Origin of the sequence: Longibaculum muris (genome assembly GCF_004343035.1) — a bacterium.
GTDB lineage: Bacteria > Bacillota_I > Bacilli_A > Erysipelotrichales > Coprobacillaceae > Longibaculum > Longibaculum muris.
Map to the genome: position 1 here is coordinate 127,683 of NZ_SMCQ01000001.1, position 14,889 is coordinate 142,571.

Here is a 14,889-nt window from a genome sequence, read left to right on the forward strand (position 1 = left end):
AGGTATTAATATGATTCATTTTCAAAGTGAACAAGCAATGATTGATTTTGGTGAAAAACTTGCAGGATTATTATTTCCTGGTTCGATTTTAACTTTAGAAGGCGAACTGGGAGCTGGCAAGACGACATTCACTAAAGGGATTGGAAAAGGCTTAGGCATTAAGAAAGTTATTAATTCTCCGACTTTTACGATTGTTAAAGTTTATCAAGGAAAACTTCCTTTATATCATTTTGATGCTTATCGTTTAGAAGGTCAGGATGAAGAATTAGGGTTTGAAGAAATGTTTGAAGATGAAGGGGTTTGTGTGATTGAATGGCCTATTTATATTCAAGATATTTTACCTTCAGAAAAGTTGGAAATTCAAATTTTGAAAAATGAAGATGAATCACGTTCAATGATTTTAAAGCCTCATGGTGAAAAATATGAAAAAATTGTAAAGGAGTTAGGACTATGTTAAGTTTGATAATGGATACATCTAATCAGTATTTAATGGTTTCATTATATGAAGATGATCAATGTATAGAAACGATTCAAGAATTAGGGTCACAAAGACAATCAGAAAATGCTATTCCATATCTTGCTTCTTTATTAGAAAAGCATCAAAAAGAATTGTTAGATATTGATGAAATGATTATAACTTGTGGACCGGGATCATATACCGGTGAGAGAGTTGCAATGACAATTGCGAAAACATTAAGTGTGATTTCACCAGTTAAGATTAAAGTCATATCTTCTTTGGCGGCTTATGCAGGAAAGCAAAAATGTGTTTCGGTTATAGATGCCAGAAGTCAAAAGATTTTTGTTTGTGCTTATGAATGTGGAAAACCATTGATTCATGAACAATTATTACCAATCTCTGATTTCATGGAATTTATGAAAGATTATGAAGGATTTGATGTTGTGGGACAAACACAAGTTGTCAATTATCCAATGAAAGAGGTTGATTTGGCTCATCATTTATATATTCTTGCTAAAGATGAAGAAGCAATTGATAATGTAGATGCTTTGGTGCCACGTTATTTAAAAGATGTTGAGGCAAAGAAAATATGCTTATAAGAGCTATGGATATTGATGATTTAAAGCGGGTTGTAGAATTAGAACAAACACTTTTTACATCATCTTGGAGTCAAGCAGATTTTCTTTATGAAATATTAGAAAATCAATTTTCATTTAACTATGTTTTAGAATTAGATGAAAAGATTGTAGGATATGTTGGTTTGTGGTTGATTTATGAACAAGCACAAATTACAACAATTGGAATAGATCCTGATTATCAACATCAAGGATTAGGAAGATATTTGATGGAAGCTATGCTTGAACTAGCCAGTGAAAGATGTGAAGTTATCAGTTTAGAAGTCCGTATTTCAAATACGAAAGCGATTGCTTTATATGAAAGTTTAGGTTTTGAAAAACAAGCTATTCGTAAAGATTATTATCAAGATAATCATGAAGATGCTTATTTAATGACAAAGAGATTGGAGGGACAAAAATGAGTTTAATACTTGCGATAGAGTCAAGCTGTGATGAAATGTCAATTGCAATTTTGAAAGATAAACGGGAACTATTATGTAATGTTGTGGCATCACAGATAGATACTCATCGATTATTTGGAGGTGTCGTACCAGAGATTGCGAGTCGTATGCATGTTGAATGTGTTTCAACAGTTTTAAAAACAGCATTACAACAAGCAAATATCAATATGGCTGATATAGATGCCATTGCAGTCACAAAAGGACCAGGATTGGTTGGATCTTTACATGTTGGTATGCAGGCGGCAAAAACATTAGCACTTGCCTATCATAAGCCATTAATTGGAGTTCATCATATTGCTGGACATATTTATGCCAATGAATTGGTAGAAGATATTAAATATCCATGTTTATGTCTGGTTGTCAGTGGAGGACATAGTGAACTTGTTTATATGAAAAGTGAATTTTCATTTGAGGTCATTGGTCAAACACTGGATGATGCAATTGGTGAAGCTTATGATAAGGTTGGACGTGTTTTACATTTGCCTTATCCTGGTGGACCGGTTATTGATAAAATGGCTGCTGAAGGAAAGCATGCTTATCATCTCCCTTTACCATTAAATGATGATAGCTATAACTTTTCTTTTAGTGGTTTAAAATCAGCAGTGATTAATTTGTGTCATAATGCTTCTCAGCGTGGAGAGGATATTGTTCCTAGTGATTTGGCTTGTTCATTTCAGGAAGTAGCTTTAGAAGTTTTGGTTTCTAAAACAATTAAGGCAGCTAAAGATTACAATGTTAATGAAATCATTGTAGCTGGTGGAGTGAGTGCAAATAAAGGATTACGACAAAAGTTAAGTCAAGAAAGTCCAATAAAAGTGTTATTCCCACCAATGAGCTATTGCACAGATAATGCTGCTATGATTGCTTCAGCAGGACGTATTATGTATGAACATCAAAGATTTTCACCACTTGATTTAAGTGTGAAACCATCTTATGATTTAGAGGAGGAAAGTGTCGATGAATAATGTGGAGAAAAAACATCAAAAGATTTCAAAAGCAACAATGTCGCGTTTTCCAAGATATCTTAAAGCCTTGAGAAATATGCAACATGAAGGTAAAGAAAATTTTTTATCAAGTGAATTAGCAGAGGCAACAGGTATTTTAGATACGACAATTCGTCGTGATTTTGGTTTCTTAACTGATAAAGAATCTTTGGGAAAAAGAGGAATTGGTTATGATACAAAAGAAATTATTAATATTTTAAATAATGTTTTAGGTTTAGGTTTAGATGAACCAATTATTTTAATTGGTGTGGGTAATTTAGGAAGTGCTATCTTAAAATATAATCGTTGGCAATATACTGTTGGTAAAATTGTTTGTGGTTATGATCAAGATCAAAATAAAGTTGGAGAACGATTTGGAGTAAAATTAAATCATATTGATGATTTAGAAAAAACTTTCCCTAAGGGATGTAAAATTGCAATCTTGGCAATTAGTGATAAAGTTCAAGAAACCGTAGATCGTTTGATGGCTTTAGGGGTGAAAGGAATTGTTGATTTTACCCATACTCATTTTACTGTGCATGATGATGTTGTTGTCCAAACGGTTGATGTTGTTGTGGCAATTCAAGAACTTGTCTTAAAAATGCATGCAAATGATGAATAATCTTTAAAAAGTATTGAAATAATCACGAAAAGATGTTAATAATATTTGTACAGGTTGTGATTTGAGAACTTATTTTCAATTTTGACTAGAAGCGACTCTTGGATGGTGAAAGCAAGAGAGCCAAAGAAAATAAGGAACACTCAATGAACTGGATAGGAGAAATGAAAGTAGACTATCCCGCAAGACAGCGTTAGAGTCCTAGAGTGCATAATTTTAAAAATTATGAATAAGGATGGTACCGCGATATCAGTCGTTCCTTTGTAAGGAATGGCTTTTTTTATTTGAAAAAGGAGGAGAAGAAATGTTTGAATTTATGACAGTAAGAGAACTCTATGAAATGGTTATGTCAGGTGAGGAGTTCGAAACAGAAAGTTTAGAGTATGTAGAATTAGATGGTTGGGTGCGTACAAATAGGGATAATGGAAAAGTTGGATTCATTGCTTTAAATGATGGAACATATTTTAGAAATTGCCAAGTTGTTTATTTGAAAGAAACATTAGATAATTATGATGAAGTTAAACGTATTAGTACAGGAAGTGCTATTCGTGTTTTAGGAAAATTTAAATTAACTCCTGAAGCAAAACAACCTTTTGAAATTGAAGCTACACAAGTTGTGATTGAAGGGGCATGTGATGATGATTTTCCACTTCAAAAGAAACGTCATTCTTTTGAATACATGCGAGAAATTCCACATTTAAGACCACGTGCCAATACTTTTTATGCAATGTTTAGATTAAGAAGTGTTTTATCAATGGCTATTCATGAATTTTTCCAATCACAAGGATTTGTGTATGTGCATACACCATTAATTACAAGTAATGATGGTGAAGGGGCTGGAGAAATGTTTAGAGCAACTACCATTGATAATACTGATTTTGATAAAGATTTCTTTGGTAAAGAAGCATTTTTAACGGTTACTGGACAATTACATGTTGAAGCATTCTGTATGGCTTTTAGAGATGTTTATACATTTGGACCAGCATTTAGAGCTGAAAATTCAAATACATCACGTCATGCCAGTGAATTCTGGATGATTGAACCAGAAATTGCATTTGCTGATTTAGAAGATGATATGGATTTAATTGAAGATATGGTGAAATATTGTATTGAATATGTATTAGACAATGCTCCTGAAGAAATGAAATTCTTTGAACAAATGATTGATAAAGATTGTATCAAACGTATCACTCATGTCAGAGATAGTGAATTTAAACGTATGACTTATACAGAAGCAATTGAATTATTAGAAAAAGCTGATGTGAAGTTTGAAAACAAAGTAGAATGGGGTATGGATTTAAACAGTGAACACGAACGTTATATTTGTGAACAAATTGTTGGGGGCCCAGTATTCTTAACAGATTATCCTAAAGAAATTAAAGCTTTCTATATGCGTTTAAATGATGATGGAAAGACAGTAGCAGCTTGTGACTTGTTAGTTCCTGGTATTGGTGAATTGGTTGGAGGAAGCCAACGTGAAGAAAGATATGATGTTTTAGAAAAAATCATGGATGAAAAAGGAATGGCTAAAGAAGGCCTTCAATGGTATATGGATTTAAGAAGATTTGGTGGATGTAAACATGCTGGATTTGGTTTAGGTTTTGATCGTTTCTTAATGTATTTAACTGGTATGCAAAATATCAGAGATGTTGAACCATTCCCAAGAACACCAAGAAATTTAAAATTCTAAGGGCGAAAGATAAAATTCGCTCTTTTCTTATATATTCAATTGATTATTTTTGTAGTATAATAAACACGGCGAGGTGAGAAAAGGTGAGAGATATTGATTTTATTAACACTTTTTTTAATATCGTTTATCAAAATGAATTGGCCTATATGCGAGATTTTACATCTTCTTATGAATATATCCAAGCTTTTTGTAAATGGTTAGAAGATCATCAAATTCCTTGTACAGTTCTAAAAACAATTACAAAGGAAAATTTTATGATGTTTTCAAAAAAAATGATGGCAGAAGATATTGATTATATATTACACAATAAATTTTCTAAATCTATGCAGGAATTATCTGATCAATATATTGATCAAACACATATCCTTTATATTCCTGGTTTTCAAGATGAACAACAATTCAGTATTGATTTTCTAAAATATCAGGATGTTAATTTCTATACCATTAAAGAAAGTTTCTTAAGAAGTGATTTATCTTTCTTTGATCCTTTTCCAGCATTTTTCTGTGCAATGAATCATGCTGATTTATGGCCTGGATTTTTGATTTTTCAACATGAAAAACAAGTCTTTAAACCACTTCGTTCAAAAGATGAATTATCTGAATTATTTAAACATATTGAAAATCATGAAGATTTATTTAAAGTTTATAATGATTATGAAAATGATTCTTATTTTATTCAATTAAGTGATCTTCATTTAGGACAAAATAAACGTCAAAAAGGATTAATGCAATTATATAATTCATTAGATTATATTGTTCCTTTATTAAAATCAAAAGAGAAATTAAAGGTTCTCATTACGGGTGATTTAATGGAATCACCAAATCGTAAAAATATGTATTTAGCAAATGATTTTATGAATCGAATAAAAAAACAATATAAAGCAGATGTGACGTTTATTTTAGGAAATCATGATGTCATTGTTCATGGCTTTAATATGGCTAGAAATCAAAAGAGTAAAGTCATTGCTTATTTATTAGGTGAAAGTATTAAGGTTATTGAAGATGAAAAGATTATTTTGATTAAGATGGATACAACCAGTGAAGGCAATTTAGCACGTGGAAAAGTTGGGCATCGTCAGTTAAATGAAATTGATGATGAATTGGAAGCTATTGATCATTTAGAAGATTATGCCTTGATTTTGATGCTTCATCATCATGTTTATCCAATTAGCAAAGCTCAATTTATTAAAACAAAATGGCATGAAAAAACGTTTATTAATCGGATTGTAGAGACATCAAAGGTTTTAATGGATGCGCCTGATTTAATTCAATGGATTGAAAAGAAACATATCCGATATATATTTCATGGTCATAAACATTTACCATTCTTTAGAAAAGAAAATTATGCCTATTATATCGGGGCTGGAAGTGCAACTGGTGGATTGAAAGAAAGTAAAAGTCGTTATATTTCATATAATGTAGTAAAATATAATCGATTTGATCAAAAGATGAAAACATGTATGATTTTTTATGATGATAAAGCTAAGGCTGAAAGACAACGTGTTGAAGTCTATTTATTTGAGGAGGGTGTAGAGAATGAAAATAGTTGATAAAATGAAAGATGAGGAATTAGGGTTAGCTTTGTTATATAACTTTACAAAAGGTTATGGGGCACCTGTTCCGATGGATTTATATGATATTGTTTTACCAATTCTTTATCATGATTCTATTCGTGATGAAATCTTAAAATATGATTCACTTGCAAGCTGTTTAATAGCATGTGCAAAATCAGAAGAACATTTTAAAGAAAATCTTTTAACAAGTATTGAAGATTATAAAACGATGACATCTAAAGCATTAGGAATGGCGATGATTGGACATGTTTTGAATTTTCAGATTGTTGATCAAACAATGTGTGGAATTGCTTTAAAATCTTCGATTTTAGATTTAAATGAGGCTATTCATTTGGGTGAGATGTTAAAAGGAAAGAGTTACCATGATGTAATGAGCTTATTAAAAGCGCAAGAAGTTAAGATTGTTATCTTACAAAGTGCATCTGTTGGAAAAGATGTGGATTTATCAAAGTTTCAAACTTTAGGAAATGTTGTGATGTACGAAGATACAAAACAAGATGAAGTAAGAGAACGTATTTTAGATGCTCAAATTGTCATTACAAATAAAAATCAAATGACTGCTGAAGTCTTAGAAGGTTTAACACAGTTAAAATTAATTTGTTTATTTGCAACTGGAACAAATAATGTAGATTTACAATATTGTCAATCTCATGGCATTAAAGTAGCAAATGTCAAAGGGTACTCAACTGATACCGTTGCTCAACATACATTAGCATTATTGATGCACTTGGTTGAAAAAAATGCAACATATGATCATTTTGTAAAATCAAAACAATATACTCAAAGTGGACGTTTTAGTTATTTTGATGATGTTTTCCATGATGTATCTTCACTAACTTGGGGAATTGTTGGATTAGGTGATATTGGACGTAAAGTCGCTGGGATTGCGAGTGCAATGGGGGCAAAAGTTCAATATTATTCAACAAGTGGAAGAAATGCAACAAGTGATTATCAACAAGTTAATTTTGAAACGTTGTTAAAATCATCTGATATTATTAGTATTCATGCTCCATTAAATGAAAATACAAAATATTTATTTGATGAAAAAGCATTACGTCAAATGAAAGAAAATGCTTATTTGATTAATGTTGGACGTGGTGGAATTATTGAAGAAGAAGCTCTTGTTAAAGTTTTAAATGAAGGTCATTTATCTGGTGTAGGATTAGATGTTTTTGAACATGAACCATTATTAGAAGATGATGTTTTATATACTATCAAAGATATGTCTAAAGTGATTTTTACACCACATATTGGTTGGGGTTCAATTGAAGCAAGACAAAGATGTGTAAATGAGGTTTATGAAAATATTTTAGCTTTTTTAAAGGGTGAAAATCGTAATATTGTCAATGCATAAGAGAAGAAAAATCTTCTCTTTTTTTGTGAAAAAAGGAAATTTAAGTAAAAAAATGTTGTATTTTGATAGATTTATCGTTAATATATAGACTATATATTATGAAGAAGGAGGAGTCTACGTTAGTAGCAAAGAATGTACGGTCTTTTGATCGGAATTAACGCCTGTGGACTAGAAATGAGGTAGAAGCAGGAAAAAATTTGCTGTTGAAGTAGCATTATGTTATGGAACAGATTGTTATTGCAATTATTATTATTGCGCTTGGTTTTTATGTTTTTAAATTTTATCCTTTTGAAAAAGGAAATGTCATGAAATTAGTCATTGCAGCTATTTTTATTATTTTAACTGCAATATGTAAAAGACTAGCCATTATGATTCCTTTATTTGGTGCTGAAAGTTTGAAAATTGGATTTGAATATATTCCGTTAATGTTAGCAGGATATTTCTTAGCACCTAGTTATGCCTTTTTAGTTGGTTTATGTAGCGATGTGATTGGATTGATTTTGGTTCCCACTGGTTTTCCGTTTTTTGGGTTTACTTTAGGAACTATCTTAGTGAGTGTCATTCCTTCATTAGTGAAAGAACATGCAAAAATGGTAAGTGAGAAAAATGTTCAATATATTGTCATTGGACTTATTTCTATTTTAGGAATTGGCGCGTCAGTTTATGTCTATGGATTAAATGAAATAACTATTTCTCAAACACTTCATGTCATAACTTCACAAGAAAAGATAACTTTGATTTCTATTTGTTTAGCATTAACAGCTATCTTTATTATCTTAATACTTGTCTTAAAAAGACAGATACATGATCAAGAAGCAAAGGAATTTTCGACTTGGATTCTTTGTGTCACTTTAGTTGAAATTGTTGTTACATTGTGTTTAACACCATTATGGTTAGATATGATGTATAAAATTCCATTTGTTGTTTCTTTATGTATTCGTGTCATTAAAGAATGTGCTGTCTTACCAATAGAAATTTTTATTGGATATACATTAATTAAATTAATGAAAAGAATTTTATTACGATTAGAACGCTAAAAGCAGCAAGATGATTATTCATCTTGTTGCTTTTTTTCAATGATATGTCCATCTTCATCAATTTCAACAACTTCGAAATAACGATAGAAAATGGAATGAATCCAAGCTTTTATTTTTTTCATCGTTGTCCCTCTTTTTCTATGATATGCCAGATATTGAAAATGATGTTTGAAAATCTAAAAAATGTAAACACTATATATGAGGTGAGAATGTGGATAGAAAAGAATATGATCAAATGGCTGATGAATTACAGCCAACGGGTCACAAAGTTAAAAACGGTTTTAATGCTTTTTTATATGGTGGCGTTATGGGTGTCATTGCTCAAGGGGTCTTGGATTTTTATATGAATATACTTGATGTGAGTGAAAAAGATGCTACGCCAATGATGGTAATTACGCTTGTTTTTGTTGCTTGTTTATTAACCGGATTAGGACTTTATGATAATATTGCTAAACATGCTGGAGCAGGAACTTTTATTCCGATTACCGGTTTTGCTAATAGTATGACTTCAAGTGCACTCGATAGCAAAACGGAAGGGCTTATTATGGGAATTGGCAGCAATATGTTTAAATTAGGAGGGACTGTCATTACTTATGGAATTGTCAGTGCTTCATTGTTAGGAGTGATTCGTTATGTCATCGCACTTTTATGGTAATTCTTTAAAATTAGAAAATGTTTATATTGCATCTACTGGTTCAGTTTGTGGACCCTTAGAATTTCAAGGACCATTAGGGGCATATTTTGATAAGAGCTATACTGATTATCATTGTAATGAGGATTCTTTTGAAAAGGCTGAACGTAAAATGTTACGCGATGCTTTAGATATATGTTTAAAACGTGAAAAGTTAAAATATAAGGATATTGATTTATATCTTGGTGGAGATTTAATGAATCAAATTACCACAGTCCATTATCTAGCAAGAGAGTTACCTAAACCTTTTGTTGGTATTTATGGAGCTTGTTCAAACTTTGCATTATCTATGGCGATGTCTGCTTTGATAATTGAAGGTGGCTTCATGAATAAGATTGTGGCAATGGTTTCAAGTCATAATGCAACAGCGGAAAGACAATATCGTTATCCTGTTGAATATGGTGTGCAAAAAAAAGATACCACAACTTTTACGGCAACAGGAGCAGTCGCTACCTTATTAACAAATCAAAAAACACCAGTCAGAGTTGAAGCCATAACATTAGGGAAAGTTGTTGATTATTCACAAACAAATCCTAATGATATGGGGCGAGCTATGGCACCAGCAGCATATGATACAATTATGCAACATTTTCAGGATTTAAAAAGAGGTTTTGAAGATTATGATTTGGTTGTTACAGGGGATTTATCAACTTATGGACATCAAATTTTAAAAGAAATGTTACAACGAAAAAAAGTCAACGTTGTGCATTATAATGATTGTGGATGCATGCTTTATGATGTTAACAATCAAGAAGTATTTCAAGGTGGAAGTGGCTGTGCATGTAGTGCCTTGGTTGCTATGGGATATTTATATCCACAATTAAAAGAAAAGAAGTTAAAACGTATATTAGTCGTTTCAACAGGAGCATTGCTCTCTCCTATGATGACTAATCAAAAAGAAAGTATTCCTTGTGTTGCTCATGCAGTGAGTTTGGAGGTTAGTGAATAATGAATTATATTATGTCATTTTTATTTAGTGGATTGGTTTGTTTTTTAGCTCAAATAATTTATGATAACAGTAAATTAACACCAGGTCATATTACCAGTCTCTTTGTTGTCTTAGGTTCATTTTTAGATTTGTTTCATATTTATGATCGTTTAATCGAAATCTTTCATGCTGGTGCACTTATTCCGATTACGAGTTTTGGTCATTCTTTAATGCATGGCGCAATGGCAGCAACGAAACAATATGGAATCTTTGGTGTTGCTATTGGGATGTTTGATTTAACCGCGGCAGGAATTACTGCAGCAATTCTCTTTGGCTTTTTAGTGGCGATTATTTTTAAACCAAAATCATGAATGATTCATATGATTTAAAACAGCGTGTCTTAAATTTTAGAGGAAGGCTGATTTATCTTTGTTTTTTAGCCAGTCTTTCTAATGATACATTGATTTCACGTTTAGTTGAGGGAATAGAAAATAATCAAGGAAAAGATTTAGAGAATTGTTTAAATATGGGTGATGTTGAAATTGTGAAAACGAATGATATTCAAAATATTCAATACGCCTTAATGTGTGGAAACTGTGCTTTATTTGATGGTGAAACAACATATGTTATGGATACCAAGAACTATCCCAATCGTTCTATTGAAGAACCAGAAACTGAAAAAAGTGTTCGAGGAGCGAAAGATGGTTTTAATGAATCTATATTAAATAATACAGGATTATTAAGGAGACGTCTAAAATCAGTAGAACTATGTTTTCATAAAGAAACAATTGGTACAAAAAATCCCATGGATATTGCAGTGGCTTATTTAGAAGATAAAGTCGATTGTCAGGTTTTAAATCAGGTTCTATCACGTATTCAAGAAATTCGTGCACAGGAATTAATCATGAGTGATCGTGCAATTGAGGAATTGTTATTGGATCAAGGATACAATCCATTTCCGCTTGTTCGTTATAGTGAAAGACCAGATATTGTTGCAACGCATATTCAACATGGTTATATTGCTATTCTTTGTGATACATCTTCATCTGTCTTGATGTTACCAACAACTATTTTTGAGATTTTAGAACATGTTGAGGAACATCGTCAAACACCATTAATTGGAACATTTATTCGTTTGATTCGTTTAAGTGCTGTCTTACTTTCTATTTATCTTGTTCCTATTTGGGCATTAGCCGTTTCTTTTATGCAATGGGATTGGACTTTCTTTGTTCAAATTTTACTTGTTGAGTTGTCTATTGAGCTATTGAGAATAGCAACCATTCATACACCAGAATCGATATCTAATGCAATGGGATTGATTGCAGCTTTGTTATTAGGTCAGTTTGCGATTGATTTAGGATTCTTTTCTGAAGAAATATTGTTATTTTGTGCAGTAGGTTCAATTGGTGGATTTGCAACGCCTAATTATGAATTGTCTTTAACCAATAAATATATTAAAGTCATGATGATTTTAAGTGTTATGTTTTTGAATATTTTTGGTTTTGTGATTTTTAATATTTGTTTATGGATTTATTTAGCAAGATTAAAACCATTTGGAATGTCTTATTTATACCCTTTGATTCCATTTGATTTCAAGGCATTTATACAATTTTTGATTAGAAAACCAAAGAAAGGCAAATGAATGCCTTTTTTCTTTGTCAAAAGTTTGTTAGAATAGAGATGGAAGAAAAGAGGATTGATTATAATGGAAGAAAAGGTTTATCAAACATATGTCCAAGTATTAAAAGAAGAACTTGTCCCAGCAATGGGGTGTACAGAACCAATTGCTTTGGCATATTGTGCTAGTAAATGTCGTGATGTTTTAGAAGATGAGGTAATCAGTGTTGAAATTAAAGTTAGTGGAAATATTGTTAAAAATGTAAAAAGTGTTATTGTTCCAAATACGGCTGGATTAAAAGGTATTGAAGCAAGTGTTGCGGCAGGAATTGTAGCTGGTAAAACAAATCAAATTTTAGAAGTTATTGCAAATGTTAATGACGAACAAAAACAACAAATGCGTGAGTTTTTACAAAAGATTCCAATGAAAGTTATTCCTATTGAAAGTGAATGTGCATTAGATATTGCAATTCATCTTTATGGTAAAAATCATCAGGCTATTGTTCGTATTGCAGGTTATCATACAAACATTGTTTATATGCAAAGAGATGATGAAGTTTTGTATCAATCTGGAGTTGTGGCTTCATCAGATTCATCATTGACAGATCGTAGTCTTTTAAATGTTAAAGATATTTATGAGTTTGCAAATGTAGTTAAGATTGAAGATGTGAAAGATGTTTTGCAAAGACAAATTGATTATAATTTGGCTATTGCTAAAGAAGGATTAGAAAATAATTGGGGAGCCAATATTGGTAGTGTGATTTTAAAAACATATGGGGATGATATTAAATTCAAGGCAAAAGCTTATGCTGCTGCTGGTAGTGATGCAAGAATGAGTGGCTGCGAAATGCCAGTTATTATCAATTCAGGAAGTGGTAATCAAGGAATGACTGCTTCTTTACCAGTTATTGTCTATGCCCAAGAAGAACAAGCAACTCAAGAACAATTATATCGTGCATTAGTTGTTTCTAATTTATGTACTATTCATCAAAAGACTGGAATTGGTCGTCTATCAGCATACTGTGGAGCTGTTAGTGCAGGAATTGGAGCCGGATGTGGGATTGCTTATTTAAAAGGTGGCGATTATGAAACAATCTGTCATACACTTGTTAATGGATTAGCGATTGTTTCTGGCATTGTTTGTGATGGTGCTAAACCATCATGTGCAGGAAAGATTGCTGCGAGTGTTGATGCCGGTATTTTAGGATACTATATGTATAAAAATGGCTATGAATTTAAAGGTGGAGATGGTATTGTTTCTAAGGGTGTAGAAAGTACCATCCGTAATATTGGTCGTCTTTCAAGAGAGGGAATGAAAGAAACGGATAAAGAAATTATTAAAATTATGTGTGATTAATAAAAATACCTTGAAAAAGGTATTTTTTGAATAAATAATTGTTTTCTTTTGACACCACAGATTGAGATAAAGAAAAATAAAGAAATTTATAAATAATTATGTTATAATACGTTTCAGGAGTGTGATGATATGAGTTATGAAGTTGTTCTTGATGAATTTCAAGGTCCGTTAGATCTTCTGTTACATTTAATTAAAGAAAAGGAAATGGATTTAGAATCATTAGAAGTTTCTGTTATTACTGATCAATATTTAGCTTATATAGATCAAATGGATCCTGATCAATTAGAAACAATGTCTGAGTATCTTGTCATGGCAGCACAATTAATTGAAATGAAAAGTAAACTTTTATTACCTAATGAAAAAGTTGAACTTGAAGATGATTATCAAGAAGATCCAAGAGAACAATTGATTAGACGCTTAATTGAATATAAAAAATATAAAGACGTTTTAGATGAATTTAGAGATTGTTATGAACATCGTCAAACACTTCATACCAAGGCACCAGCATTAATGGATGATTATATTGTTGATACGACAGAAATGATTCCTCAAGACTTAGAGGTTTATGATTTAATCAGAGCAATGCAAAAAATGTTTCAAAGAAAAGCATTGATGGCTCCTTTGGAATCAAAGATAGCCCGTGTTGAGATTTCGATTGAGGATAGAAGTGATCAAATCCGTCAGTATTTTCGATTACATAAGAATCAAAGAGTAGATTTTGAAGAATTATTTGATGAACCAAGTCGTACTTTCTTTGTTGTTACGTTTTTATCTATTTTGGTATTGGTTAATACGAATGAATTAGTTATTGAACAAGAAGGTAATTTTGAAAAAATATATTTAAAGGAGAGAAATTAATGGAGCATAATGAGTTATTAAGTATCATTGAAGGAATGTTATTTCTTTCTGGAGATGAAGGATTAACCATTAAACAAATCTCATCAGTTTTACAATTAAGTAAAAAAGAGACAATAGATTGTCTTGATGAATTAATACAAATTGAAAATGAAAGAGAAATTAAAGGATTTGAATTGGTGAATTTTGGTGGTGTCTATAAATTTGCAACGCTTTCTAAGCATCATGAATACTATCAGCGAATGGTAGAACAAAATGAAAATAGTTTATCTAATGCGGCTTTAGAAACACTAGCTATTATTGCTTATAATCAGCCAATTACACGTGTACATATAGAAGAAATCCGCGGTGTAGGATGTGATGCAATGATTCGTAAATTAGTGGCTAAAGCTTTGATTAAAGAAGTAGGGAGAGAAGATACCCCTGGGAAACCTATTTTATATGGGGTAACTGATGAATTTATGGATGCATTTTCATTAACTTCATTAGATGAGTTACCTGAATTAAAGGAAATGAAAGAAAACTTTGATCAAGATGATATTTTTAATACGAAATATACAGAGGATATATCTGAGGAACAATAGTTCCTTTTTTTATTTCAAATTTTGACTTTTTATTTTTTAGATAGACAAATTTTGTCTATCTTATTTAT

General features: G+C 31.4%; 16 protein-coding genes and 1 other annotated feature. All 16 genes read left to right on the plus strand.

The genetic code is table 11. The features are described 5' to 3' along the window. The first annotated feature begins 10 nt into the window (after positions 1-10). The 16 genes from tsaE (at position 11) to scpB (ending at position 14,821) form a co-directional block, all read left to right on the plus strand. The gene (tsaE, locus tag EDD60_RS00580; protein WP_066447428.1) at positions 11-457 is read left to right on the plus strand and encodes a tRNA (adenosine(37)-N6)-threonylcarbamoyltransferase complex ATPase subunit type 1 TsaE; all 447 of its coding nucleotides are present in this window, start codon (positions 11-13) and stop codon (positions 455-457) included. Next, positions 451-1,056, plus strand: coding sequence for a tRNA (adenosine(37)-N6)-threonylcarbamoyltransferase complex dimerization subunit type 1 TsaB (tsaB, locus tag EDD60_RS00585; protein ID WP_066447421.1), 606 nt, complete (start codon positions 451-453; stop codon positions 1,054-1,056). The genes tsaE and tsaB overlap by 7 nt, the downstream gene beginning before the upstream one ends. Continuing rightward, entirely contained in the window at positions 1,047-1,493 is a 447-nt protein-coding gene (rimI, locus tag EDD60_RS00590) for a ribosomal protein S18-alanine N-acetyltransferase (RefSeq protein WP_066447417.1), read from the plus strand. Before tsaB ends, rimI begins: the two co-directional genes overlap by 10 nt. Further along, the gene (gene tsaD, locus EDD60_RS00595) at positions 1,490-2,497 is read left to right on the plus strand and encodes a tRNA (adenosine(37)-N6)-threonylcarbamoyltransferase complex transferase subunit TsaD (protein ID WP_066447413.1); all 1,008 of its coding nucleotides are present in this window, start codon (positions 1,490-1,492) and stop codon (positions 2,495-2,497) included. Before rimI ends, tsaD begins: the two co-directional genes overlap by 4 nt. Next, positions 2,490-3,137 (plus strand): redox-sensing transcriptional repressor Rex, encoded by a 648-nt coding sequence (locus EDD60_RS00600; protein WP_066447410.1) that lies wholly within the window; start codon positions 2,490-2,492, stop codon positions 3,135-3,137. Before tsaD ends, EDD60_RS00600 begins: the two co-directional genes overlap by 8 nt. A gap of 47 nt (positions 3,138-3,184) precedes the next feature. Next, positions 3,185-3,398 (plus strand) — a binding site (T-box leader). Positions 3,399-3,438: 40 nt separating this feature from the next. Continuing rightward, positions 3,439-4,824 carry an asparagine--tRNA ligase gene (gene asnS / locus EDD60_RS00605; RefSeq protein WP_066447407.1) on the plus strand — a complete coding sequence of 462 codons (1,386 nt, stop codon included), beginning with the start codon at positions 3,439-3,441 and terminating at the stop codon, positions 4,822-4,824. A gap of 83 nt (positions 4,825-4,907) precedes the next feature. Continuing rightward, the gene (locus tag EDD60_RS00610) at positions 4,908-6,374 is read left to right on the plus strand and encodes a metallophosphoesterase family protein (RefSeq protein WP_066447406.1); all 1,467 of its coding nucleotides are present in this window, start codon (positions 4,908-4,910) and stop codon (positions 6,372-6,374) included. Then, a complete protein-coding gene (locus EDD60_RS00615; RefSeq protein ID WP_082787384.1) occupies positions 6,361-7,752 on the plus strand; it encodes a D-2-hydroxyacid dehydrogenase in 1,392 nt (463 codons plus the stop codon). Before EDD60_RS00610 ends, EDD60_RS00615 begins: the two co-directional genes overlap by 14 nt. A gap of 221 nt (positions 7,753-7,973) precedes the next feature. Then, positions 7,974-8,789: a folate family ECF transporter S component gene (locus EDD60_RS00620; protein ID WP_066447405.1), complete on the plus strand. Its 816-nt coding sequence runs from the start codon at positions 7,974-7,976 to the stop codon at positions 8,787-8,789. Between the two features lie 211 nt (positions 8,790-9,000). Then, on the plus strand, positions 9,001-9,444 hold the full coding sequence (gene spoVAC, locus EDD60_RS00625) for a stage V sporulation protein AC (protein WP_066447402.1): 444 nt from the start codon (positions 9,001-9,003) through the stop codon (positions 9,442-9,444). After that, on the plus strand, positions 9,422-10,429 hold the full coding sequence (spoVAD, locus tag EDD60_RS00630; protein ID WP_066447400.1) for a stage V sporulation protein AD: 1,008 nt from the start codon (positions 9,422-9,424) through the stop codon (positions 10,427-10,429). Before spoVAC ends, spoVAD begins: the two co-directional genes overlap by 23 nt. Next, positions 10,429-10,779, plus strand: a complete 351-nt coding sequence (gene spoVAE, locus EDD60_RS00635) for a stage V sporulation protein AE (protein ID WP_066447397.1) — start codon at positions 10,429-10,431, stop codon at positions 10,777-10,779. Before spoVAD ends, spoVAE begins: the two co-directional genes overlap by 1 nt. Then, on the plus strand, positions 10,776-12,050 hold the full coding sequence (locus EDD60_RS00640) for a spore germination protein (protein WP_066447394.1): 1,275 nt from the start codon (positions 10,776-10,778) through the stop codon (positions 12,048-12,050). Before spoVAE ends, EDD60_RS00640 begins: the two co-directional genes overlap by 4 nt. Before the next feature lie 63 nt (positions 12,051-12,113). Then, the gene (locus EDD60_RS00645) at positions 12,114-13,382 is read left to right on the plus strand and encodes an L-cysteine desulfidase family protein (RefSeq protein ID WP_066447392.1); all 1,269 of its coding nucleotides are present in this window, start codon (positions 12,114-12,116) and stop codon (positions 13,380-13,382) included. A gap of 129 nt (positions 13,383-13,511) precedes the next feature. Next, positions 13,512-14,240, plus strand: a complete 729-nt coding sequence (locus EDD60_RS00650) for a segregation/condensation protein A (protein WP_132226109.1) — start codon at positions 13,512-13,514, stop codon at positions 14,238-14,240. After that, complete coding sequence (gene scpB / locus EDD60_RS00655; protein ID WP_066447387.1) at positions 14,240-14,821, plus strand: SMC-Scp complex subunit ScpB; 582 nt, start codon at positions 14,240-14,242, stop codon at positions 14,819-14,821. Before EDD60_RS00650 ends, scpB begins: the two co-directional genes overlap by 1 nt. The last annotated feature ends 68 nt before the right edge of the window (positions 14,822-14,889 follow it).

What these genes read in the sequence shown, in the direction of transcription:
- tsaE (WP_066447428.1), top strand. Translation starts at nt 11, where the DNA reads ATGATTCATTTTCAAAGTGAACAAGCAATGATTGATTTTGGTGAAAAA.
- EDD60_RS00600 (WP_066447410.1), top strand. Translation starts at nt 2,490, where the DNA reads ATGAATAATGTGGAGAAAAAACATCAAAAGATTTCAAAAGCAACAATG.
- spoVAD (WP_066447400.1), top strand. Translation starts at nt 9,422, where the DNA reads ATGTCATCGCACTTTTATGGTAATTCTTTAAAATTAGAAAATGTTTAT.
- EDD60_RS00640 (WP_066447394.1), top strand. Translation starts at nt 10,776, where the DNA reads ATGAATGATTCATATGATTTAAAACAGCGTGTCTTAAATTTTAGAGGA.
- spoVAE (WP_066447397.1), top strand. Translation starts at nt 10,429, where the DNA reads ATGAATTATATTATGTCATTTTTATTTAGTGGATTGGTTTGTTTTTTA.
- tsaB (WP_066447421.1), top strand. Translation starts at nt 451, where the DNA reads ATGTTAAGTTTGATAATGGATACATCTAATCAGTATTTAATGGTTTCA.
- tsaD (WP_066447413.1), top strand. Translation starts at nt 1,490, where the DNA reads ATGAGTTTAATACTTGCGATAGAGTCAAGCTGTGATGAAATGTCAATT.
- EDD60_RS00620 (WP_066447405.1), top strand. Translation starts at nt 7,974, where the DNA reads ATGGAACAGATTGTTATTGCAATTATTATTATTGCGCTTGGTTTTTAT.
- scpB (WP_066447387.1), top strand. Translation starts at nt 14,240, where the DNA reads ATGGAGCATAATGAGTTATTAAGTATCATTGAAGGAATGTTATTTCTT.
- EDD60_RS00645 (WP_066447392.1), top strand. Translation starts at nt 12,114, where the DNA reads ATGGAAGAAAAGGTTTATCAAACATATGTCCAAGTATTAAAAGAAGAA.
- EDD60_RS00650 (WP_132226109.1), top strand. Translation starts at nt 13,512, where the DNA reads ATGAGTTATGAAGTTGTTCTTGATGAATTTCAAGGTCCGTTAGATCTT.
- EDD60_RS00615 (WP_082787384.1), top strand. Translation starts at nt 6,361, where the DNA reads ATGAAAATAGTTGATAAAATGAAAGATGAGGAATTAGGGTTAGCTTTG.
- asnS (WP_066447407.1), top strand. Translation starts at nt 3,439, where the DNA reads ATGTTTGAATTTATGACAGTAAGAGAACTCTATGAAATGGTTATGTCA.
- rimI (WP_066447417.1), top strand. Translation starts at nt 1,047, where the DNA reads ATGCTTATAAGAGCTATGGATATTGATGATTTAAAGCGGGTTGTAGAA.